The following is a 22,729-nucleotide window of genomic DNA, read 5'->3' on the forward strand; positions in this document are numbered from 1 at the left end:
GATCGACGCAACGAGCCTTTTGGTAGACCGCGGTGCGATATACAATTTCGGCGGTGATGAGCCTGCGAAAAATCGTCCATATCGACATGGATGCTTTCTATGCTTCCGTCGAGCAGCGGGACGATCCCAAGCTGCGCGGCAAACCTGTGATCGTCGCCTGGCGAGGAAAGCGCTCTGTAGTCTGCGCCGCCTCGTACGAAGCCAGACGCTTTGGTGTGCGCTCGGCAATGCCTGCTCTCCGCGCAGAGCACCTGTGTCCTGAGGCTGTATTTCTTCCGCCGGATTTCGCACGCTATCGCGCTGTCTCGCGCGCGGTACACGAGATATTCAAGCGACACACGGATCTCATCGAGCCACTGTCTCTGGATGAAGCGTATCTCGACGTTACCGAGAACAAGACAGGCTTACCGACCGCGACACGCGTAGCACGGACCATCCGCGAACAAATCCGCGAAGAGCTGCACCTGACGGCCTCTGCGGGCATTGCCCCAAACAAATTTCTGGCGAAGATCGCATCCGACTGGCGCAAGCCGGATGGAATCTTCACCATCCAGCCTGAGGATGTGGATACATTCCTTCCGCCGCTCTTGGTTGGGCGTCTCCCTGGCGTGGGCAAAGTTACAGAAAAGAAGCTGGGGGAGCTTGGCGTTCAGACGGTGGGAGAGTTGCAGGGCCTGGAGCCAGCGCTGCTCGAAAGTCACTTTGGCCGATATGGGCTGCGTCTCTACCAACTGGCGAGAGGTCTCGACAATAGCGCTGTTGTGTCGGACAGGCCTACGAAATCCATCTCTGCCGAAGACACCTTTGAGCAAGACATTCCATTGGAAGATACCGGGCCTGTGATTCGCCATCTCGCAGAAAAGGTCTGGACCGCCTCGCGCAAGGAGGCGCGGGTTGCGCGCACCGTGGTTCTCAAGCTGAAGACTCGCGAGTTCCACATTCTCACCCGCAGCCATACGCCGGACGCTCCTCCTTCTACCTGTGAGGAGTTAACCGAGATTGCCCTCCTGCTACGGGAGCGGGTTTGCCTTGGTCCGAAACAGCTGTTTCGCCTGGTGGGAGTTGGCCTGAGCAACTTTCACCAGGCCGATGACGAACACTTACAGCCGGCTCTCTTTGAAGAATGAGAAAGAACTGATTCGAGAGCCGCTTGACGCGAGCCGATTCAGGCCCAGAACTTTTCAGGATAGCGATGCGTATTTAGATTTGCCGGGACGCATCTACCGGTGTGCTGGCCGTTGCGGTGTTGGATGAAATTGCGCCCGTACACGAGCCGGCAGGAGTGAAGTCCAATGCTGAAATTCCTGATCTGGTGTGTTCTGCTGGTGGTGTGTTGGCCGCTGGCGCTGTTGGCCATCGTGTTGTATCCAATCGTCTGGTTAATCCTGCTGCCGTTCCGATTGTTGGGAATAGCGGTAGAGGGTGCGCTGGCGCTGGTGGTGGCGCTCATCTTCCTTCCAGTACGCCTGTTGCGCTCTGTGTAGCGGACTCGCCGGGCCGAAGCCATTGCCGATCTTTTCCGGCCCGGACCCCATCGCTGGAGATGTCTCCCCGCAAACCTGTTTTTGCGAATACGCTAGAATCCGCCTTTGCCGATGTCCATGCCCGCTGGTAGAGGATTGCTTTCATCGATGTATCGCTCGATGGACTCCTCTAACTGCCCTTTCGACTTCAGAATGAATTCGATGGCATCGCGTCCTGCTCCATCGCCGCCGCGATTCTCCGTGACGAAATGGGCTGCGGCTTTAACCTGTTCGCGAGCATTGGCCACGGCGATTGCCAGTCCGCACTCACGCATCACGGGCAGATCGATCACGTCGTCGCCGACGTAGGCAATCTCCTCTAAAGTCGCGCCTTCCTTGTCGAGGATCTCGCGGACAGCCCGCATCTTATAGGCCTGGCCCATGTAGACGAACTCCAGCTTGAGATCGCGCGCGCGTAGAGCCACCGTGTCCGAGATGCGCTTGGTAATGACTCCGCACTTCATCCCCGCGATGCGGGCGAGCGAGATGGCGGTTCCATCATGCGCGCTGAAACCCTTTGCCTCCACCATGCGGGCGGAGGAGATGTTGTGACTGTCTTCGCTTGCTGATGGGCTGGCGCCGGAAACGGGGACCATCCAGATGCTGCCGTCGGTGAGAACTCCGTCAACGTCGAAAAGAATGATTTTGATGCGCCGGGCGCGGTCTTCCGCAGATATTTGCATATTTTCATTTTAACGTGCGGGGCATATCGGTAAGCGTTGCAATGAGATAGGTACGAGGCGAACAGAAAACGAAGTTCCGCGTTAAAATACCGCAATGCCCTCGCCGGTTCCTTCCCCTTCCGACGACCTTGGCACCCTTGCAGGCGACGACCTGGCATGGGCGCACCCCGTTGTGCGCGAGTGGTTTGTGCGGCGCTTCGGCTCTGCCACGGAGCCGCAGCAGCAGGGCTGGCCGCAGATTCTCGCCGGCAAACCGACGCTGATCTCCGCACCCACCGGCTCAGGCAAAACGCTGGCGGCCTTTCTCATCTGCATTGATGCGCTGCTACGCAAGGCGATGGACGGGCGTCTCGATGCGGAGACGGAGGTAGTCTACGTTTCACCGCTGAAGGCTCTCTCCAACGACATACAGAAAAATCTGCAGCAGCCACTGGGAGAGATCCAGCAGCTTGCGCTGGAGATGGGCTGCCTCTGCCCGGAGATTCGCACTGCGGTGCGGACCGGCGATACATCCGCTGCCGAACGGCGCGCAATGTTAAAGCGGCCGCCGCATATCCTGGTCACCACTCCGGAGTCGCTCTACATCCTGCTGACAGCAGAGAAATCGCGCCAGAATCTGCGCCGCGTGCGCACGGTGATCGTCGACGAGATTCATGCGCTGGCCGACGATAAGCGCGGCACGCATCTGGCGTTGACGCTGGAGCGACTGGATGCGCTGGTGTGCGGAGAGAACACGCTGTCGCCTGGCGCATCGATCACCGGACTTGCTACGCCGCCTTTGCGCATCGGACTTTCGGCTACGCAGAATCCCATTGAGCTGGTTGCAGAATTCCTCACCGGCAAACCCGCTAACGAAGTTGCCATCGTGCAGGTAGGGCACAGGCGCACGCTGGACCTTGCGATCGAAGTGCCCGACGACGAGCTGGGTTGCGTTGCCACCAACGCCATCTGGGATTCGATCTACACGCGGCTTGCTGAGCTGGCGCAGGAGCATCGCTCGACCCTGGTGTTTGTGAATACGCGACGCATGGTAGAGCGGCTGGCGTTTGCATTGAGCGAGCGAATCGGCGCGGAGAATGTGGCCGCGCATCACGGCAGTCTGTCGCGCAGGATGCGGCATGAGGCCGAACAAAGGTTGAAGGCCGGAGAGATTCGCCTTCTGGTGGCGACAGCTTCGCTGGAGCTTGGCATCGACATCGGTAGTATCGATCTCGTATGCCAGATCAACTCGCCGCGCGCGATCGGGGTTGGCGTGCAACGCGTGGGCCGCGCTGGACACTGGCGGGGAGCCATTCCAAAAGGAAGATTTTTTGTTACCACGCGCGATGATCTGGTGGAGACGGCGGCCCTGTTGCGCGCCATGCAGAGTGGCGCGCTCGACCGGCTGGAGATTCCCGAGAAGCCTCTCGATGTGCTGATGCAGCAGATTGTGGCGGCATGCGCAGCTGAGCCATGGCATGAGGATGTCCTGTTCCACGTCCTCCGGCGAGCGTATCCCTATCGCGACCTGACGCGGGACGAGTTTGAAGAATTGCTTTGCCTGCTGGCGGATGGCGTTGAAGTGACTCGCGGACGATACGGGGCATACCTGCTCCGCGACCGTGTGCATGGGCATCTGCAGGCGCGGCGAGGTGCGCGAACCGTGGCTGTTTCGAATGGTGGCACGATACCGGATACCGCGCTCTTCTCTGTGATTGTGCAGCCTGACGGTGTGCAGATTGCGACTCTCGATGAGGACTTCGCGGTGGAGTCATCAGCGGGCGACATTATTCTGCTTGGGAATACGAGCTGGCGGATTCAGCGGGTGGAGAGCGCGGGGCGAGTGTTTGTAGAGGATGCGCACGGGCTGCCGCCGAGTGTTCCTTTCTGGCGCGGCGAGGCCCCGCAGCGCACGCTGGAGTTGTGTAGCTTTGTTTCGGACCTGCGCGATGAGATTGGATGTCGCGTACCCAATGCGTTGCCGGGCTACGTAAGCCAGACCCATCCCGAGGTAGCAACGGCCGTGGCGTGGTTAAAGCAGGAGGGCTGTCTGACGGACTCCGGCGCTGAACAGCTGATCGGCTATGTGATCGCAGGACGAGCTGCGCTGGGCGCGGTGCCAACGCTGAGGACAATCGTCGCCGAGCGCTTTTTCGATGAGGGAGGCGGCATGCAGCTCATCCTGCATGCTCCGTTTGGCGGACGCATCAACAAGGCCTGGGGTCTGGCGTTGCGCAAGCGTTTTTGCCGGGGATTCAACTTCGAACTGCAGGCAGCGGCTACCGACAACGGGCTGAACATCTCTCTTGCCGAGCAACACAGCTTCCCGCTCAGCGACGTCTTCCAGTTCCTGACAGAAGAGACGGTGACCGAGCTGCTGGAGCAGGCCTCGTTGGCCTCGCCGATCTTCAAGTCGCGCTGGCGCTGGGATGCGGGTAGGAGTTTGCAACTGTTACGGTTTCACAAAGGCAAGAGGATTCCGCCGCAGATTCAGCGTACGCGTTCCGAAGATCTGCTGGCGAGCGTCTTCCCCCAGGCCGCAGCATGTTTTGAGAATATCGAGGGAGATATCCAGATTCCGGATCACCCTCTCATCCGCGAAGTGATGAAGGATGTGCTGGGCGAAGCCATGGATCTGGATGGCCTTCGGCAGGTCCTGCGAGCTATTCGCGACGGGTCTATTCGCTGCCTGGCCGTGGATACCACGACCCCATCACAGTTCGCGCACGAGATTCTCCATGCGAATCCTTATGCCTTTCTCGACGATGCGCCGTTGGAGGAGCGCCGCGCCCGCGCGGTCCATATGCGCGGAACGGTTCCGGACAGCGCGCTGGGAGAGGCCGGAAGACTAGACCCGGCGGCGATTGCCGAGGTACGCGAGGAGATTCGCCCGGACCTTCGCGATGAACATGAATTTCACGATCTGCTGTGCTCTCTCGTAATTGTTCCCGTGTCTGTTACGGAAGGATCGACTGCGCGGGACTGGACGATATTTCTGTCGCGGCTGGAGCGCGTTGGGCGTGCGACCGTGGCAGCGGTGGAAACTCCGACTGGGTTGCGGGAGTATATTGTCGCTGCCGAACGCGTCGATTCCTTGCGCCTGCTGTGGCCAGAGGCTCGCTTCGCAAAAGAACTTGCAGCAAGGCCGACGACCGATATTCCGGCTGTGAGCGAAGTCGTTCGCAAGGCGGTGCAGGGATGGATGGGAATCCTGGGGCCGGTAACGGCTGGCAATCTAGCATCGGCGCTGGGCCTTGATACTGCATCGGTGCTGGGCGCAATGCTGCAGATGGAGATGGCGGGTACAGTGCTACGCGGCACCTTTGAGGATGCAGCAAACGAAGCGGAGCGCGATTCTGTAACCACGGCGGATGCGGAAATACAGTGGTGCGAGCGCCGCCTGCTCCAGCGCATTCACAAGCGCACGCTCTCCAGCTTGCGCAAGCAAATCGAGCCTGTTGCACCTGCGGCCTACATGCACTGGCTGCTGCATTGGCAGCATTTGGCACCGCAGGCCCTGCTATCAGGGGAGCAGGGAGTCCTGGACGCACTGCGTGGCCTGGAGGGCTTTGAGGCTCCGGCGATCGAGTGGGAGCGCTCATTATTGCCGCAGCGAGTGGCGAATTACGATCCACGCTGGCTCGACGCTCTGTGCCTGATGGGCGTTGTGGGCTGGGGCCGCATCTCGCCTCATCCGGCGTTCTACTCTGCGGAATCCGGTGGGCCGCGCCGCGTGGTACCGACGAGCATGGCGCCGATCACGTTTTTTATTCGCGAGGAAGCGCAGTGGATGGATCTGTGCATGGAAGGGCGGCAGGTACCTGAGGAGGCGCTGATTGCGAGCCTGAGCGATCTGGCTCTGCGGGTGCGCAGCAGCCTGGCACAAAACGGAGCCTGTTTTGCGGGCGATCTGGTTCGCCAACTTGCTGCTCCAGCTGCGGAGGTGAGTCGTGCGTTGTGGGAACTGGTAGCGGCGGGACTGGCCACGGCAGATGGCTTCGATTCCTTGCGAGCGCTTATCGATCCGCGCCGAAAGGTGATTGCGCTGCAATCCTCGCGAAGCAGATCGGCACACCCGTCGCGGAATTTAACCGGGAGGTGGTGCCTGTTGAGTCCACCCGAGGGTGACGGAAGCGACGCGCAACGCATGGCGGAGATCCGCGAGATGCGTATCGACTCCGCGTGCCGCATGCTGCTGCGCCGCTATGGCGTGGTGTTTCGCGATCTACTGGAGCGGGAGACCACGGTTCCCCGATGGCGTGACCTGCTGGGAATCTTTCGCAGAATGGAGATGCGGGGCGAGGTTCGCGGAGGACGGTTTCTCTCTGGTTTTGGTGGTGAGCAGTTCGCGCTGCCGGAGGCTCTGGAATCGCTGCGCGCAACGCGCCGGAATGCTGTCATCAACGAAGAGATCGTTGTGGCTGCGGCTGATCCGATGAATCTTGCCGGCATTGTTGTTCCCGGGGAGCGCGTGGCAGCGATTCCGGGCCGCAAGGTATCCTTCTTCAACGGTGCGTGTGCACAAGAGACTTCGGCAGAATCGTTGGGGGATGTAATGGTTTTGCCTGCGGGTCCACTACCATCTCAGTTGCACCTGGAAGACACAGACAATGACCGCGCCCTCCACTCCTAGATTGAGTTGCGATTCGAAGCTCTCCGCCGCACCGGCGCAGACCTCGCTGGAGGAGGGTGTGGATTTTTACCTCGACGGCCCATATATGGTTTTTACCGAGGCATACCATCTTCGCCGGGGAAAATGCTGCAACTCAGGATGCAGGCACTGCCCTTTCCAGAAGAACGAAGATGGGAAGTAACTCCTATTAAGTAGCAGCGGATCTGCAGGCTCATAGGGTAAACTGCCGGAGATGTCTACTCCACACACCCACACTCACGCTCATACTGAAACGCATTTCGAATCCAGTGAAACCGTTCGCGACGTTGTCATTGGCATGGCCGACGGGTTGACGGTTCCTTTTGCTCTGGCTGCCGGACTTTCCGGTGCGGTGAACTCGACCCACGTAGTGGTGCTCGCGGGCCTGGCAGAGATTGCCGCGGGTTCGATCGCCATGGGGCTGGGGGGATATCTGGCTGCGCGCGGCGACGCCGAACATTATGCGAGCGAGCGAGTGAGGGAACAGCGCGAAGTCGTCGAGCGGGTCCATGATGAAGAGGAAGAGACCCATGCCATCTTCCAGCGCTATGGAGTGGAGCGCACGGAGAGCGAACCTGTGCTGCAGGCGCTGAAGCGCAACCCCGAGGCATGGGTGGACTTTATGATGCGCTTCGAACTGGGCCTGGAGGAGCCGGAGAAAAACCGCGCCAGCCAGAGCGCCCTAACGATTGCAATCTCCTACATTCTCGGCGGCCTGATTCCCCTGCTGCCCTACATGCTTGGGGCCAACGCGTCGCAGGCGTTGCTGATCTCTGTTGCCATTACACTCTGCGCATTGCTGGTGTTTGGCGCTGTAAAGGGTCGGATGACCGGCGCGGGAACCATGCGGAGCGGCCTGCAGACGATGATGATTGGCGGATTGGCCGCGGGCGTAGCGTATGCACTGGCGCGGGCGTTGAATCGTTAGCAGTCGATTGCCGTCAATCGATTACCCGGCGTGCTTTTTCAATTTGCGCGTCGGGTGGTAGTCTTTTCGGACAACATGTAGCTGTGGCTGACCTCTAACCAGGGGAGGATCATTTTTGATGAATCCAGTTGTCGGCTCTTCTTTCGCCCTCGCAAGCCAATTTTCAGCGGTTCGCAAACAGACAGAAGACCTTTGCGCGCCACTCTCCGCAGAAGACATGATGGTCCAATCCTGCCCGGAGGCCAGCCCCGCGAAGTGGCATCTGGCGCATACCACCTGGTTCTTCGAAGTATTTGTGTTGCGGGAGTTTCTCGCCGGATACCACGAGTTTCATCCCGACTTCGGCTGGCTCTTCAATAGCTATTACAAATCGCTCGGGGAGCATCCGGAGAAAAAGCTGCGCGCCTCATTTTCGCGCCCCGGCCTGGCCACCATACTTGACTATCGATGTCATGTGGAAGGCGCAATCCACAAGCTGATTGAGGCTGGCATGCCGGCAGAGGCCGAGAAACGGATCATCCTGGGCCTGAACCACGAGCAGCAGCACCAGGAGTTGATCGCGACCGACATCAAGAACGCGTTGTGGGTGGACCCGCTGCATCCGGCCTATCTGAGCGATCCGCTGGTTCGCGACAATGAGGCGGCATCGGAGCTTCATTGGATCGATTATCCCGAGGGGATCTGCGAAATCGGCTGGGGTGGCGCCGGTTTCTGCTTTGACAATGAGCTGCCGAGACATCGTGAGTTTATCGAGTCCTTCCGCATTGCAAGCCGAGCTGTGACGTGTTCCGAATATCTGCAGTTCATGAACGACGGTGGCTATCGGCGTCCTGAACTGTGGCTTTCCGAGGGATGGGACACGGTGCTACGGGAGGGCTGGGAGGCTCCTCTCTATTGGTGGAGACAAGGCGGGCAGAGCGAGAGTTGGAGCGTATTTACGCTGCGCGGAAATGTTCCGCTTGTGGAACTGGCCGATACCCCGGTTTGCCACGTCAGCTACTTTGAGGCGGAGGCATATGCGCGATGGGCCGGCAAGAGGCTCCCCACAGAAGCCGAGTGGGAGATTGCAGCGACGCCCTTGCCGATCACAGGCAACCTGCTCGAGGAAGCGCGTTTCCATCCTCGCATGGCTATCGCATCATCTGCCACGGCGCCGTCGCAGATGTTCGGCGATGTGTGGGAGTGGACGCGCAGTCCGTATATTGGCTATCCCGGATATCAGCCCTTGCCCGGAGCCCTTGGAGAATATAACGGAAAATTCATGTGCAACCAGATGGTGCTTCGAGGGGGATCGGTAGTGTCGCCTGCGTCGCACCTGCGCGCTACCTATAGAAATTTCTTCGCTCCGCCCACGCGGTGGCAATTTTCCGGAATTCGATTGGCCGATGTTGCACCGTAATCCGATCCGCCGCATCCAACCCAACACGATGAATGCTTTATCCTCGCTCTCCCGACTGCCGGAAGCCATCCAGACTCCCCTTGGAGCGGAGGTCTATCGCGGGCTGACCAAAGATCGCAAGTCGCTATCTCCGTGGCTCTTCTATGACGAAGAGGGTTCGAATCTGTTCGAGAGGATCACGGAGTTGGAAGAGTATTACCCCACGCGGACCGAGCGCGCCATTTTCTCCCAGCATGGAGATGCGATTGTGGCGGCCGCGGCTGGAGAGCACCGCCTGCACATAATGGAACTGGGGGCGGGGACCGCGAGCAAGACTGGAATTTTGCTGGAAGCAGCGGTCCGCCGCCAGGGGAGCGTTCTCTACGAGCCGATCGATGTCTCCGCCAGCGCGCTGGAGGAGGCGACACTCCGCATCGAAGACAGGCTGCCGGACGTGACCGTACTGCCCCGCGTCGCCGACTATACCGAGGGTCTGCGCGCGAGCGCGCAAGAGGACGGACATCGGCGACTGGTGCTTTACATCGGCTCCAGCATTGGCAACTTTGAGCCGGCAGGCAGATTAGATCTCTTGAAGAGAGTGTGCGAGCAACTTTCCGAGGGTGATACGTTGCTGTTGGGCGTTGATCTCGTGAAGCCGGAGTCGGTGCTGATTCCCGCATACGACGATGCTTTGGGGGTCACGGCGGAGTTTAACCTGAATGTCCTGCGGCGCATGAACCGCGAACTGGGTGCGAACTTCGACCTCGATCTTTTTCTTCACCGTGCCGTGTGGAATCGCGCGGAGTCACGAATCGAGATGCACCTGGAAAGCACCGCGGATCAGCAGGTATCCATTCCTGGACTGGGACTTGAGGTGGACTTCCGGCGCGGAGAGACGATTCATACCGAAAACAGTTACAAATTCACCCCCGCGGAGGTCGTAGATCTGCTTACCTGCAGCGGCTTCTATATCGAGAAGAGCTGGTTTGATCCGCGGAGGTGGTTTGGTGTCTTTTTGGCGGCCGTGCCATAGAATTTCAGATCGCAGCCTAATCCACTTTGAAAACAAGAATCTTGGCCAGCGTGTCTCCAAGATGGGGAACCGCTACGAAGAACCGGTGTAACTCCGGCACGTACAGCGCCGTCTTTGCCATCACTGCGGTATCGGTCAATCCCACTTCTTTAAAGGTGTCGCCGGAGACGCGCTGATAGGTATAGACCTCGCCCACGCCGCAAGAAGCGTAGATCAAGCCGCGCTGGCCGTCATAAAACATGGAGTCGACCCAACCGCCAATCGGCAAACGATCCAGTTCCCTTCCGGTATCGGTATCAACAATCACGATGCTTCCGCGCACGTCCGTATCCCTGCAGCCAACGTATAGGCGATGGCGCGTGGCATCCAGAGCAAATGCCATGTTGTTCTTGCCCTTTGTAAGTGGCCAGGTAGCAACAACGTGTCTCTTCGCCAGATCGACGACGGCGATTGCGCTCTGATCGGGCAGGTTGATATACAGCCTTCCCTGATCGCTATCGATGGCCATAGCCTCCAGGCCATCCGCATCGATCTGGATGTCGCCAATCTTTTCAGCCTTCGCGATGTCGATGATCGAGATAAGCGAATATTTCTTGCCGGCTGCTTCTCCGCCGTTGCTCACGTAGAGGTATCCAGAGCGCGGATCGTAACCGATACCATCGGCATCCAACTCGACCTTGATCGACTTCATTTCCTTATACGTGGTGGCGTCAAACACCTTGACGGCACCCACTCCGCCATCGGTGACGAATAGCTGATTTCTCTTCTCGTCATAGAAGATGGCGTGTGGATTGCCAAATCCTGTTATGGTGTGGAGCACTTTGCCAGCCTTCAGGTCCAGCACATCCACGGACTTATTAGCCTGTGGAGTTGTAAACAATCTTTGATTGCGAAGATCGATGGCCATGTGGTCGGCATACGGCCCGGATGGCACCTCTGGCATATCGATGGATTGCACCAGTGCCATGGGCTGCTGCGCAAATGCATGCCCGGCTAGCGGCACCAGACTGAGGAAGAACAGGAAATAGACGCCACGCTTCAAAGTAAGCTCCACCAGAGCGCGGCGCGGAGATTCCGCGCCGCGCCCTGCGTTCGATGCAACTGCTGTGAGGACGATTGCAGATGGACTCTGCCTCAACTAAAAGGGCGTATAGAGCGAAGGATGATTTTCAATATCCACTTCGTTCCAGCTCTCATCCCAATGTTCCAGCGTCATGGACCAACGCTGTTTTTCTCCCTCAACGTAGTCATCGATATCGGGAAAGAGTTTACGGATGAGTTGGCTGCGGTTGTACTCCGGCTTGGGCCGCTTGTCGGCCGGAGGGGCGATAATCACAATTGCAAAATCCCACGAGGGGCTGAGTTGGTGAATCGCGCGAGTATAGACGGTCTCGCTGATCACCTGGCCATGCTGCTTTTGATACTGCATGATCGGATAGTGGTACTTCTTGTAGAGAGCCAGCCATTCATCCTGCTTACCCGGTGGCACCTTGTAGAAATCGACAGAGACTGTATTCTTGCCATCTCCCGCGCCAATCGTTGCCTGTGCGTTCATCACCGGAGCCCCAAACGACAGAAGGCCGGCCACAAGCGCCACGAGTAAGAGTACTGGCTGCCACATTTTTCTATGCATTCTTGCGTCTCCTAAAGTTGAAAGGTCAAGTTACCCCGCACCGCTGAAAATGCGGCACCCACTCTTGCTCTGCCTAGAACAGAATTTTTAAACCGAACTGAATCTGCCTTGAAGTTGTCTGCGTCTGATCGACGACGCCAGCTCCATCCGCCGGCGTGCCGTCCTGATTGAAGATCGTGTAGTTATCAAGCGGCGCTGCAAAGTTGCTCTTATTCAGGATATTGAATGCCTCTACTCTGAACTGCACAGTGGTGCCGCCCAGACGCTCGATTTTCGAATTCTTGACGATCGAGAAGTCAAGCTCTGACAGTCCCGGCCCCACCAGTTCATTGCGGCCAGCATTCCCAAGCCGCACGATCTGCTGCTGCGGCCCACTCGATGTCTGGATAGTTTGCACCGGCGCTGAGAAGCACTGCAACTTGATGTAGTTGTCAGGTTTTCCCGGGTTCACCAGCGAGCCGCATCCAGAACTCTTCAGCCTGTCGGGATACGCCCAGGGGTCCGTGCTGTTCATGCCGAGCGGGTCTCCTGCGATAAACACCGAGAACGGGGAGCCGCTGCTTGCCTGGAAGATGGCACCGGTTTGCCAGCCGTTCGCGGCCCACTTCAGCACAGGAGACTGAACTGTGACCTCAGGTGTATCCCAAAGGATACTGATCACTCCGTTGTGGCTGAGATTGAAATCCGAAAGACCGCGTCGGGTCTTTGGATCGAACCATAGAGGTACGCTGGATGGTGAATTGGAGAACTGATCGCCGGCGATCGAAGAGGATCCCGAATCGATGCTCCGGCCCCAGGTGTACGCCCCCGTAAGCTGCAGAGCGTGCCTGATACGGCCCTGGAAGCCTATCTGCAGGCTGTGGTAGTAGGAGTCGGCATCGTAGGTCGTTCGATTGATATCCCCTACATTCGGGTTCAATACATTTCCATTGAGATACGCATCTCCCGATGGCCACACCCAGCCATTGGCCGTGTGTGTCGGCATCACGATGTTTGCGTCGTCTGTGTGATACGGAAGGTGTACGCCGCGCGAGCCGACATATGCCACCGTCACAGTTCTATTTGCCCCGAGCTCCTGCTGCACGTTCAGATTCCAGTTGTACGTCAGGCTACGCCGCGGGTGCGGATCGAAATAAGAGACGCGCTCTCCGGCCAGCGGGCTTTGCGCAACGGTGTCCGTGGCCATGCTGTAAGCCTTATTGGGGAAGGTCCCCACGCCAGGATGCACCACTGTAGGATCCACGGTAAACGGTGCGGATCCAGCCGCACTGATTAGAAAGAGATATGGCAAAGGCAGGACATCGTAGATGCCCATTCCACCTCGCACCGCGGTCTTGCCGTTGCCCACTGGGTCCCAGGCAAAGCCGACACGCGGGGAGAAATCCTTCAACGTCGGATTCGAGAAGTATGGATCGCCGATATGCACGTTGGCATCCGTCATCTGTCGCAGCGTGGAAAGGCGGTTGTGCACCTCGGTAGGTACGGTTGTGACCTCATAGCGAAGTCCGTAGTTGATGGTGAGGTTGTGACGCGCGCGCCAGCTATCCTGGGCATAGCCACCGGCCAATGTCTCGCGGATACCGCGCTCCGATTCTCCGCTCGGCAGTTGCACCCCATAGACCAGCGGATTATTTTTAAGGAAATCTGAAAAGCTCCCAAAGACGAAGCGCCCATTCTGGGTAAAGCGCATGTAGTTATTGGACTGCATGCGCTCGACGGCCAGACCGAACTTAAAGCTATGCGCGCCATGCGTGATAAATGCGTCGTCATAGAACTGGAAGGAATTCCAGCCAATGACAAAATTCGGGAAGCCTCCGACACCGCCGAAGAACACGGTCCACCCTGGCACGATGAGGAAGGGCGCAGGCCTGCCGGGTACCGATGCCAGCGCAGGATCGCCTGCCAGCGGGTTGATAGGATTCGCGGTGTTGGAAATCGCATGATTCCTGCTGAACCCGAAGCGTACGGTATTGATCACATTTGGGTTGAAGATATGCGTCTCTTCAAGGCTGACAAATGTGCGTGCATCCTTATTGACGAAGTGCAGATTATTCAGGGAATCAGGTTGATTCAGGTCCGTAGAGTCGTATTGAAAAGAGCCACTCAGCGAGTCGTTTAGCGAGAGATGATGATCGACTTTGGCGGTGTAAAAGTTCTCGTTGCCGATCTGGCTGGTGGCGACGCGGTAATATCCAATGTCTCCCGTGGAATCCAGACCAGCATTAGGCAGAGGCCAGAATGCAAGATACGGCTTCACCGCGGAATCCACCGTCACGTTGCCGCCGTTCGCATTAGAGATGATGCCGTTTCGCGCGTTCTGCGACGGCACTCGATCCACCTGCGAGACTCCCAGCGATTGCCGCAACCCTTCATAGTTCGCGAAGAAAAATGTCTTGTCGCGAAGCACCGGGCCGCCGATAGATCCGCCGAACTGATTGCGGCGGAAGGGTGCGATGGTAGGGCCATCGAAGTAGTTCCGCGCGTCTAAAGCACTGTTCCGAAGAAAGTCGTAGGCACTGCCGTGAAACGCATTGGTGCCGGAACGCGTGATCGCGTTGACTACGCCACCAGAGGTCTTGCCGTACTCCGCAGAATAGTTCGTGGTGATGACGGAAAACTCCTGAACCGCATCGACGCCAGTAATGGTGCCCAGGACACCACCGGGCGCTCCATTGGTGTAGTCGTTGAAGCTGACGCCATCAAGACGATAGTTGTTCTGCTGCGGTCGTGTACCGGCGATGCTCATCTGGCTTCCGAAGCCCCGGAGTACGCGATTGACATCCGACGTTCCAGCGCTGCCGATCGCCGACTGGTTCCGTACCTGGTCGGCGCCTGGCTGCAACGTAATCAACTGCGACCAGTCACGTCCATTCAAAGGAAGCTCGCGAACCGTCTCGCTATCCACTACCTCGCTAATGCTGGAGCTCGTCAGATCCGTGGTTGCACTTACGTCCTGCACTTCGATCTGCTGCGTCGAAGCTCCAACCTTCAGACTCAGATTCACCGTCAAACTGGCACCAACGGTCAGCGTGATTCCGTTCGCCACTTCCTTCGCAAATCCAGCAGCTCCGGCAGATACGGAGTAGATCGAAGGCTGAAGGTTGGGCAACGAATAGAAACCAGCAGAGTTGGCGAGCGCGCTTCGGCTTACCCCGGTGGAGGTTTGCGTCACTGTAACTTCGGCACCCGGCAGAACGGCTCCCGTGGGGTCGGTAATCTGGCCTTGAATCGTGCCTCCAGCTACCTGTGCCAACAGCGTGCCTGCCAAGGCGAATCCGAGGAATAGAACGCCCGCCAAATGGAGAAGAGTACTTCTCACGAAAATTCGTATATGCATCATGGCCTACCTGTGTTTGAAGTGGTTCTGAACGACAACCCTTCCTCGCAACGAAAAAATGCGTATCGTAAACGGGGGTTATTCGCAGCAAAAATTTAAAAAAGGAATGGTTCCTGCACCAGGAGGTCGGTTACAGAAACACGGACGAAGTCAAGCCAGCAGGCTGCGTGGCCTTTATGCGAATGAGGGACAACAACACTCGCCGGCCAACCCAACCTGGATCCGATCGCGGAGCTTGGTTTGAGTGGCTTCATACTGAAATGTGCCGGAGCTCATCAGTGTGTCCATGTTCCCCCCCATCATACCTTCAACTATTTCTGAAGACAAACAGTTCTTGTGACATATGCGGCCTTATGACCACCAGTCCTATGCAGCAAAAGGAGGTGCGCTTCTCCCTGCCGCAGCGTAGCCTCTTGAAAGAATTTAAAAAAAGATTCGGGAATTCAGCACTTCTTCAGGTTTGCTCTCCTATCGTTACTATCGTGATACGCCGTCTACGAGTTATCCCATCACGATCCCTGGCGAGCCTTCTGGGTAGTGTCTGGCTGGGCCTTGCCATGCCCTTAGCCGCACAGCAGCAGCCGGTAGCCCTGCAGCCCGCTGTCGATGCCGTAACCCCGGTTTCCCTTACACTGGAAGAGGTTCTGGCCCGCGCCAAGGCAAATGAGCCGACCTTTGCGGCAGCCGCAGCAGCCAGTCGGGTCGCGGCCCTGGACCACTCCATTGCCCGCGCGGCACTGCTTCCGAGCGTCATGTACCACAACCAGTTCCTCTATACGCAGCCGAGCCTCACAGCCAATCAAGCCGGCTCCAACGGAACGCAGGGCGCACCGCGCTTCATCGCGAACAATGCGGTTCATGAGTACGCCAGCCAGGCCCAGGTCAATGAGACCGTAGGCCTTCAGCAGTTCAACGCTGTATCCCGCGCATCCGCCGCCGCTGCTGTTGCTTCGGCGGAATTGGAGATCGCGCGCCGCGGCCTCACCTCCACCACGGTCGGGCTATTCTACGCATTGCTGGCAGCCGACAAAAAACTGGCTGTAGCCGAACGGGCCGCCACCGAAGCAGCCAGCTTTACTACGCTGACACAGCAACGGGAGGCAGCCCGCGAGGTGGCCCATGCTGACGTGGTAAAAGCGCAACTCCAGCAGCAACAGCGAGAGCGAGATCTCGCCGATGCGCGCCTGCTAAGTCAGAAATCCCGCCTGGATCTGGCTGTGCTTCTCTTCCCCGATCCGCGCGCGCCATACTCGCTCGCCGTCCCTGCGGTTCCACCTCCTCTCGCCACACGGGCAGAAGTTGAAGCAGCCGCTGCGCGCTCGAACCCGGAGCTGCAGAGTGCTCTTTCCTCGCTGCGCGTCAGCAATCTCGATGTCACCGCAGCGCGAGCCGCTTACCTTCCGGATCTCGCGCTCAACTTTTCTTACGGTATTGATGCACCTCAGTTCGCAACCCGTGGCCCTGACGGCGTACACAATCTCGGCTACTCCGCCAGCGCCACGCTGGATATACCGGTCTGGGACTGGCTCTCCACCCAGCGCAGGGTTCGCCAAAGTAAGATCCGGCGCGATGCCGCCCGCGTAGTCCTGAGTGCAACTCAGAGGCGTCTGATCGCCCAGTTGGAGGAGTTCTACGCCGCAGCCGTCGTCGCGCGCGACCAACTCCAGGCGCTCGACCTGAGTGCCCAAACCGCAGCGGAGAGCCTTCGCCTTACCCGGCTTCGCTACACCGCCGGAGAAGCGACGGTCCTTGAAGTCGTCGACGCGCAAACCTCACTCACGACTGCCGAATTAGCTCGTGAAGACGGTATGATCCGGTATCAGACATCCCTCGCTGATCTACAGCTTCTGACAGGAACGCTCTAATATGACCCATTCCGACCCTATCCGCGCAGCTTCCCCCGCATCAAAGCACCTGTATCTGCATGGCTTCCTGCTGTGTGCTGCTCTCCTCCCGCTGGGGTGCAACAAGCCAGAGGCGGCCCCCACGCCGGAGGTGTATGTGCAGGCGGTTCATCCGGAACAGGGAACCATCTCCGAGCAGATCGTCGCCGATGCCACGCTGGCGCCCCTGGCACAGGCTGCCATCTCCCCCAAGATCACGGCCCCGGTCCACAAGTTCTTCGTGCAGCGCGGCTCGCACGTCAAAGCAGGTCAACTACTTGCCACGCTGGAAAACAGAGACCTGCAGGCTGCCGCACTCGACAACCAGGGCAGCTACAAAGCAGCTCAGGGAGCCTTTGAGACCGCTACCCGTGCACAGGTTCCCGAAGACACGACCAAGGCGCAGACCGATCTTCTCCAGGCGAAGACAAACCTCGACCTCAATCAAAGCATCGTCCGTGCACGCACACAACTCTTCAACGAGGGAGCCTTGCCGGGGCGGGACCTCGACACGGCCAAGGCCGCACTGGTTCAAGCTCAAGCAGCATACGACATAGCCAAACAACACCTCGACTCAGTACAGCAGGTCAGCCGCAAAGCCGCACTGCAGAGCGCGCAGGGCCAGCTCACCTCTGCCCAGGGGAAGTATCTTGGCGCTGAAGCCCAGTTAAGCTACTCCGAGATACGCAGTCCTATCAACGGAGTCGTAACCGACCGGCCACTGTTCGCAGGGGAGACCGCGGCCACCGGCACTCCGCTCATCACGGTGATGGATACTTCTGCATTGCTGGCCAAGCTCCACCTGGCGCAGACGCAGGCACAGCAGTTGGCCATGGGAGCAACTGCCACCGTTACGATTCCTGGAGTTCCTGATGCGGTGCCGGCCAAAGTCTCCTTCATCAGTCCGGCGCTTGATCCTGGCAGCACTACGGTCGAGATCTGGCTTCGCGTCGAGAACCCCAAAGGGATCTTCAAGGCCGGAACCCCGGTACGCGTCTCCATCACCGGACGCACCGCACCCAATGCACTGATCATGCCGGCGGAGGCCGTCCAGACCGCTACGGATGGCGTCAGCAAATCGGTCATGGTGATCGCCGCGGATTCTACGGCGCACAAGAAGCCGGTCACCGTCGGCATCCAGACCGCGGAATCGGTCCAGATCCTGAGCGGGCTGACCACCGCCGATATGGTGATCACCACGGGCGGCTACGGCCTGGACGATAACACCAAGGTCAAGATTGGCACCGACCCGAATGCCAAACCCGACGCAGACGATAAATCCACGGCTGACGCAAAGCCCGAAGCCGGAAAGGACGCCGCAGGCAAATGAGCCAGACTGCCACTCCGATCTATACCGCTGATTCGAAGGAAGAATCGTTCTGGCTCTCTACTGCGTCCAAAACCATCTTCTTCTTCCTCCTGGTTCTCACCCTCGCCGGCATTTATGGGGCTATGCAAGTCCCCATCTCTGTCTTTCCGGTGACTAACTTTCCGCGCGTCGTCATCGGCGTGGACAACGGGGTGCAGCCCGTCGAACAGATGCAGGTGACGGTCACCAAACCTATCGAGGAAGCAGTCAACAGCGTCCCGGGACTCCTCACCGTGCGCAGCACCACCAGCCGCGGCTCCGCGGAGGTCAGCCTCTTCTTCGACTGGACGGTCGATATGAACCTGACGCTGCAACTGGTTGATGCAGCACTCGCGAGAGTCGAGCAGACGCTGCCCCCCACTGCGCGCGTGACGAGCCATCGTCTTACCTTCGCTACGTTTCCAATTCTCGGCTATTCGCTCTCGTCCAACACGCTCTCCCAGACACAGCTTTGGGAGATCGCTACCTACGACCTGAAGCCGCCGCTCAACCGTGTCAACGGAGTCAGTACGGTAACCGTTCAAGGCGGACAGGTCCCGGAGTTCCACATCATTCCGGACCCAGCGCGGCTGCAGACCACCGGCGTAACCTTGCTCGACATTGTCAATGCGGTCCAGAACTCCAACATCATCGATTCTCCCGGCCTCTATGAAGCGAATCATCAACTCATCCTCGGACTCGTCGGAGCCCAGGCACACGATGCCGCACATCTGGGGGATCTGTTAATCAAGACCACGACAGCAGGCGCGCCGGTCCGAGTCTCGGACATCGCCACTGTCCGTCCCGACACAATGCCGGTCTACACCACCGTCACGGCAAATGGCCATCCCGCGGTTCTCCTAAACATCGCCCGTCAACCCTCCAGCAATACCGTAGAAGTAGCGGACGCAGTCGCCCGCGAAGTTGACCAACTCAAGACCAAGCTACCGGCGGGTGTTCAACTGACTCCGTTCTACGACCAGTCGGAGCTTGTCCGGGAAGCAATCGCCAGTGTCCGGGATGCAATCCTTATCGGCTTGCTACTCGCCTGCGTCATCCTCTTTCTCTTTCTGCGCGATTGGAGCTCTTCCCTCATCGCAGGCCTCGTCATCCCCGTCACTGTCGCGATCACCGTGCTGTTTCTCTGGCTCATCGGCCAAAGCTTTAACCTGATGACCCTGGGTGGACTTGCAGCAGCAATCGGCCTGGTGATCGATGATGCCATCGTGGTCGTAGAGAATATCGTTGTCCATCGCGACGCTGGGCAGACGCGTGTCGTAGCCGTTCGCAAGGCCCTCCGCGAAATCACCACGCCGCTGGTCTTCTCCACTCTGACCCCGGTCGTTGTCTTCCTTCCCCTGATCTCAGTCACGGGAGTTACTGGCAGCTTCTTCCGCGCCCTTGCCATCACGATGACGGCTGCGCTGCTCACGTCGCTTGCTCTCGCGCTCACCTTCACTCCTGCGTTGAGCCTCTTCCTGCTCAGCCACTCCCGCAAAGCCAAAGCAGCAGCCGAAACGGAGACGCGGGGTACAACGTTGCAGATGCTCGAGGGAGACGCGACCGCCCAGCCTCATAGCGAACACGACAGCGGCCCCATCATGCGGCGTGTTCTCCATGTGCACGCTCGCGTCCTCAACGCAGCCCTCACGCGGCCACTCGCTCTCGCAGCGGCGTGCGTAGTGGTCGTGATTATCGGATACTTCAGCTACACCGGCCTCGGCTCCGACCTGCTTCCAGCGATGGACGAAGGAGCGTTTATCCTCGACTACCTGACGCCAGCCGGAACATCGCTCACCGAGACCAATCGCATTCTTCAGCATGTAGAGCAGATTCTCCGCAACACTCCCGAAGTGGCCATCACCTCACGCCGGACGGGTCTGCAGATGGGCCTTGCGGCGGTTACAGAAGCCAACACAGGCGATTTTACCGTTCGCCTCAAGACCAAGCGCTCCCGCTCCATCGACGAAATCATTGCAGACGTCCGGCAGCAGATTAAGGCCACCGAGCCCGCCCTCGATGTGGAGTTCGTTCAGGTCCTCCAGGACATGATCGGCGATCTCTCCAACTCGCCCGAACCCATTCAGGTCAAGCTCTTCTCTCACGATGCCGCGCTCCTGACAGATCTCGGTCCCCGGGTGCAGGCCGCCATCGCCAAGATCCCCGGAGTCGTCGATACCCAGAACGGAATCGACAACACCATCAGCGGTCCCGCAACCAGCTTCCAGATTGAACCGGTAGTCGCAGGCCGTCTCGGCTTCACTCCGACCGAAGTCGCCGAAGATGCCACATCCATTCTGGATGGCCTCCCGACCAACGATCCAATGGTCGTCAATGGCCGCCCCTACACCATTCGCGTGCGTTTGCCTCAGGAAAATCGTGCGTCGCTCGACGCCATCCAGAACACCGTTTTCAACTCAAGTACCGGTCACACCGCCACTCTCGGTTCGCTCGCCCAGGTAATTCAACTTCCGCCGCAGAATGAGATTCGCAAAGAGAATCTTCAGCAACTGGTTGTCGTCTCCGGCCGTCTTGAAGGCTCAGACCTGGGCACCGCCATGGCCAAGGTCCGCACCACCGTCGATGGGCTCCACCTGCCATCCAGCGTGCGCGTCGAATATGGCGGCACCTACCAGGAGCAGCAGAAGTCCTTCGCCGATCTCGCCCGCGTTCTTCTTCTCGCACTGGCCCTGGTCTTCGGCGTGCTGCTGGCGGAGTTCCGCAACTTCTCCGCGCCTCTGGCCATCCTCACCAGCTCCGTCCTCTCCATCACCGGCGTGGTTCTGGCTTTGCTCATCACTCATACAGACTTCAATGTTGCCTCTTTCATGGGCCTTATCATGGTGATCGGCATCGTCGCCAAGAACGGAATCCTGTTACTCGATGCCGACAGAAAATTCCGTACAGAAGCGGAACAGAACGAAGACGGCGATCCGGACACGCGGCGCGACCTTGCCAAGGAAGCCATGCTCCACGCAGCGCAGCGCCGACTCCGTCCGATTGTGATGACGGCCATTGCCGCGGTCTGCGGAATGCTTCCCCTGGCTTTCGCGCTCGGCGCCGGCTCCCAGATGCTGCAACCACTTGCCATCGCGGTCATCGGGGGCCTCTTCATCTCGATCGTCCTCAGCCTGGTGGTCACTCCGGTCATCTACTACAGCCTCACCCGCAACCACCCAGCCTGAGGCGTAAGACGCTGTGTGCACCCCAAACAAAAGCGGCCGGCAACGCTCTCGCGTAACCAGCCGCAGCCTTCCGAACTACTTACTTCCGCCCAACAGCAATTACGGTGAAACTCCCGGGGACAGGCGTTGCACGCGGCCTGGGGTTTGCCGCCGTGGCCGCAGGCTTCGGTCCAAACTCCGCTGTCACCAGGTAGACGCGGTCCCTGCCGGCATCAAGAGCCATTGTTCGCGCTCCCTTCTGCGTGGCAAGCGTCTGGATCACCTTGTGAGCCTTCGCATCCACCACACTCAGAGTGCCATCGCCGTTGGAGCTGAACGCCAGTTGATTCTTCTCCTCGAAGGCAGCAGCATCCGAACCATCTCCAATGGCCACTTTAGCAAGTTGTTTACCGGAACTGGCATCCGTCACCGTCATCACCTTGCCGTCACAAACGGAGAACAGCTGCTGACCCGCCACATCCATCGCCAGGCCCGAAGGAGACTCGCACCCTGGCAGCGGCCACTCCGCCGTCACCGCCTTCGACTTTGCATCCAGGCGCACGATGGAGTTCTTCGTCTCAATGTTCACGAATATTGTTCCCTTGCCATCGGATACGGAAAACTCCGGCCTGCCGGATAGCTTGATCGTCGCAACTACCTTCTGTGTGTCCCCATCGATCACGGACGCATCGTTGCTCTTCCCATTGAACGCCCAAATGGTCTTCGTTACCGGCTCAAACAGAATCGCATCAGGGTTGGTGCCCACCGGAATCGAGTTAACTTTTTCATACGTCTGCCTGTCGAATACGACGACAGCATTTCCGGCGCCCTCGCTGATGTATCCCTTCTTCCCATCCGCATCCAGAGCCACGCCGTGGGTTCCCTTCAACTCCTGGATAGCGCCCACCACCTTCCCGGTATCGGTATCCACTACTTCCACGCGCGTCCCATGCGTCAGGTACAGCGTGTGTTTGGCGGAATCTGTTACCAGGTAATCCCAGCCGCCCTCTCCGCCAATCTTCCAGTGGTCCACAATCGAGTAGGGTCCTGTCGCATCGGCCGCGAACGCGGCAACCGTTGAGCTCATCGGCAGCAGCGCAGACGCCACCACCGGAAGGGAATACAGCAAACTCCTGAGTCGCATATCAGCTATCTCCTTTGGGTTCTTCCAAGACAGCGCCCGTGACGC

14 protein-coding genes are annotated in these 22,729 nt (G+C 58.8%); 9 read left to right on the top strand and 5 right to left on the bottom strand.

Annotation, left to right across the window (positions count from 1 at the left end):
- Positions 1-32 precede the first annotated feature (32 nt).
- Together dinB and VM554_08030 are read left to right on the top strand one after the other, a co-directional pair.
- A complete protein-coding gene (gene dinB / locus VM554_08025) occupies positions 33-1,127 on the top strand; it encodes a DNA polymerase IV (protein ID HVJ08318.1) in 1,095 nt (364 codons plus the stop codon).
- Between the two features lie 165 nt (positions 1,128-1,292).
- Positions 1,293-1,484: a hypothetical protein gene (locus tag VM554_08030; protein ID HVJ08319.1), complete on the top strand. Its 192-nt coding sequence runs from the start codon at positions 1,293-1,295 to the stop codon at positions 1,482-1,484.
- A 92-nt stretch (positions 1,485-1,576) separates the two neighbouring features.
- Here VM554_08030 and VM554_08035 read toward each other — a convergent pair whose 3' ends face one another.
- Positions 1,577-2,206 carry an HAD hydrolase family protein gene (locus tag VM554_08035; protein ID HVJ08320.1) on the bottom strand — a complete coding sequence of 210 codons (630 nt, stop codon included), beginning with the start codon at positions 2,204-2,206 and terminating at the stop codon, positions 1,577-1,579.
- 94 nt (positions 2,207-2,300) lie between these two features.
- Between VM554_08035 and VM554_08040 the strand changes: the two genes are divergently transcribed.
- The 4 genes from VM554_08040 to egtD all read left to right on the top strand — a co-directional run bounded on the left by VM554_08040 (position 2,301) and on the right by egtD (position 10,175).
- The gene (locus VM554_08040) at positions 2,301-6,818 is read left to right on the top strand and encodes a DEAD/DEAH box helicase (protein HVJ08321.1); all 4,518 of its coding nucleotides are present in this window, start codon (positions 2,301-2,303) and stop codon (positions 6,816-6,818) included.
- Between the two features lie 232 nt (positions 6,819-7,050).
- Entirely contained in the window at positions 7,051-7,764 is a 714-nt protein-coding gene (locus VM554_08045) for a VIT1/CCC1 transporter family protein (GenBank protein ID HVJ08322.1), read from the top strand.
- A 118-nt stretch (positions 7,765-7,882) separates the two neighbouring features.
- Positions 7,883-9,163 carry an ergothioneine biosynthesis protein EgtB gene (egtB, locus tag VM554_08050; GenBank protein HVJ08323.1) on the top strand — a complete coding sequence of 427 codons (1,281 nt, stop codon included), beginning with the start codon at positions 7,883-7,885 and terminating at the stop codon, positions 9,161-9,163.
- Positions 9,150-10,175, top strand: coding sequence for an L-histidine N(alpha)-methyltransferase (gene egtD, locus VM554_08055; protein HVJ08324.1), 1,026 nt, complete (start codon positions 9,150-9,152; stop codon positions 10,173-10,175). Before egtB ends, egtD begins: the two co-directional genes overlap by 14 nt.
- Before the next feature lie 16 nt (positions 10,176-10,191).
- Here the strand turns inward: egtD and VM554_08060 are convergent, their stop codons facing one another.
- The 3 genes from VM554_08060 to VM554_08070 all read right to left on the bottom strand — a co-directional run bounded on the left by VM554_08060 (position 10,192) and on the right by VM554_08070 (position 15,076).
- Complete coding sequence (locus tag VM554_08060) at positions 10,192-11,217, bottom strand: YncE family protein (protein ID HVJ08325.1); 1,026 nt, start codon at positions 11,215-11,217, stop codon at positions 10,192-10,194.
- 96 nt (positions 11,218-11,313) lie between these two features.
- Positions 11,314-11,808 carry a hypothetical protein gene (locus tag VM554_08065; protein HVJ08326.1) on the bottom strand — a complete coding sequence of 165 codons (495 nt, stop codon included), beginning with the start codon at positions 11,806-11,808 and terminating at the stop codon, positions 11,314-11,316.
- A gap of 73 nt (positions 11,809-11,881) precedes the next feature.
- Positions 11,882-15,076: a TonB-dependent receptor gene (locus VM554_08070; GenBank protein HVJ08327.1), complete on the bottom strand. Its 3,195-nt coding sequence runs from the start codon at positions 15,074-15,076 to the stop codon at positions 11,882-11,884.
- A 626-nt stretch (positions 15,077-15,702) separates the two neighbouring features.
- Between VM554_08070 and VM554_08075 the strand changes: the two genes are divergently transcribed.
- Genes VM554_08075 through VM554_08085 form a run of 3 tightly spaced genes read left to right on the top strand, consistent with a single transcriptional unit; the run spans position 15,703 to position 21,561 of the window.
- A complete protein-coding gene (locus VM554_08075) occupies positions 15,703-17,010 on the top strand; it encodes a TolC family protein (GenBank protein ID HVJ08328.1) in 1,308 nt (435 codons plus the stop codon).
- A gap of 1 nt (position 17,011) precedes the next feature.
- Positions 17,012-18,358, top strand: coding sequence for an efflux RND transporter periplasmic adaptor subunit (locus tag VM554_08080; GenBank protein ID HVJ08329.1), 1,347 nt, complete (start codon positions 17,012-17,014; stop codon positions 18,356-18,358).
- Positions 18,355-21,561 (top strand): efflux RND transporter permease subunit, encoded by a 3,207-nt coding sequence (locus VM554_08085; protein ID HVJ08330.1) that lies wholly within the window; start codon positions 18,355-18,357, stop codon positions 21,559-21,561. The genes VM554_08080 and VM554_08085 overlap by 4 nt, the downstream gene beginning before the upstream one ends.
- A 79-nt stretch (positions 21,562-21,640) precedes the next feature.
- Here VM554_08085 and VM554_08090 read toward each other — a convergent pair whose 3' ends face one another.
- Entirely contained in the window at positions 21,641-22,684 is a 1,044-nt protein-coding gene (locus tag VM554_08090) for a YncE family protein (protein HVJ08331.1), read from the bottom strand.
- Between the last annotated feature and the right edge of the window lie 45 nt (positions 22,685-22,729).

The organism is Acidisarcina sp., from assembly GCA_035539175.1.
In the GTDB taxonomy this organism is placed as follows: Bacteria; Acidobacteriota; Terriglobia; order Terriglobales; family Acidobacteriaceae; genus JANXZS01.

Excerpts from the sequence above, each read along its gene's own strand:
- VM554_08075 (HVJ08328.1), top strand. The coding sequence starts at position 15,703 with ATGCCCTTAGCCGCACAGCAGCAGCCGGTAGCCCTGCAGCCCGCTGTC.
- VM554_08065 (HVJ08326.1), bottom strand. The coding sequence starts at position 11,808 with ATGCATAGAAAAATGTGGCAGCCAGTACTCTTACTCGTGGCGCTTGTG.
- VM554_08090 (HVJ08331.1), bottom strand. The coding sequence starts at position 22,684 with ATGCGACTCAGGAGTTTGCTGTATTCCCTTCCGGTGGTGGCGTCTGCG.
- VM554_08080 (HVJ08329.1), top strand. The coding sequence starts at position 17,012 with ATGACCCATTCCGACCCTATCCGCGCAGCTTCCCCCGCATCAAAGCAC.
- VM554_08085 (HVJ08330.1), top strand. The coding sequence starts at position 18,355 with ATGAGCCAGACTGCCACTCCGATCTATACCGCTGATTCGAAGGAAGAA.
- VM554_08030 (HVJ08319.1), top strand. The coding sequence starts at position 1,293 with ATGCTGAAATTCCTGATCTGGTGTGTTCTGCTGGTGGTGTGTTGGCCG.
- VM554_08040 (HVJ08321.1), top strand. The coding sequence starts at position 2,301 with ATGCCCTCGCCGGTTCCTTCCCCTTCCGACGACCTTGGCACCCTTGCA.
- VM554_08035 (HVJ08320.1), bottom strand. The coding sequence starts at position 2,206 with ATGCAAATATCTGCGGAAGACCGCGCCCGGCGCATCAAAATCATTCTT.
- egtB (HVJ08323.1), top strand. The coding sequence starts at position 7,883 with ATGAATCCAGTTGTCGGCTCTTCTTTCGCCCTCGCAAGCCAATTTTCA.
- VM554_08045 (HVJ08322.1), top strand. The coding sequence starts at position 7,051 with ATGTCTACTCCACACACCCACACTCACGCTCATACTGAAACGCATTTC.
- egtD (HVJ08324.1), top strand. The coding sequence starts at position 9,150 with ATGTTGCACCGTAATCCGATCCGCCGCATCCAACCCAACACGATGAAT.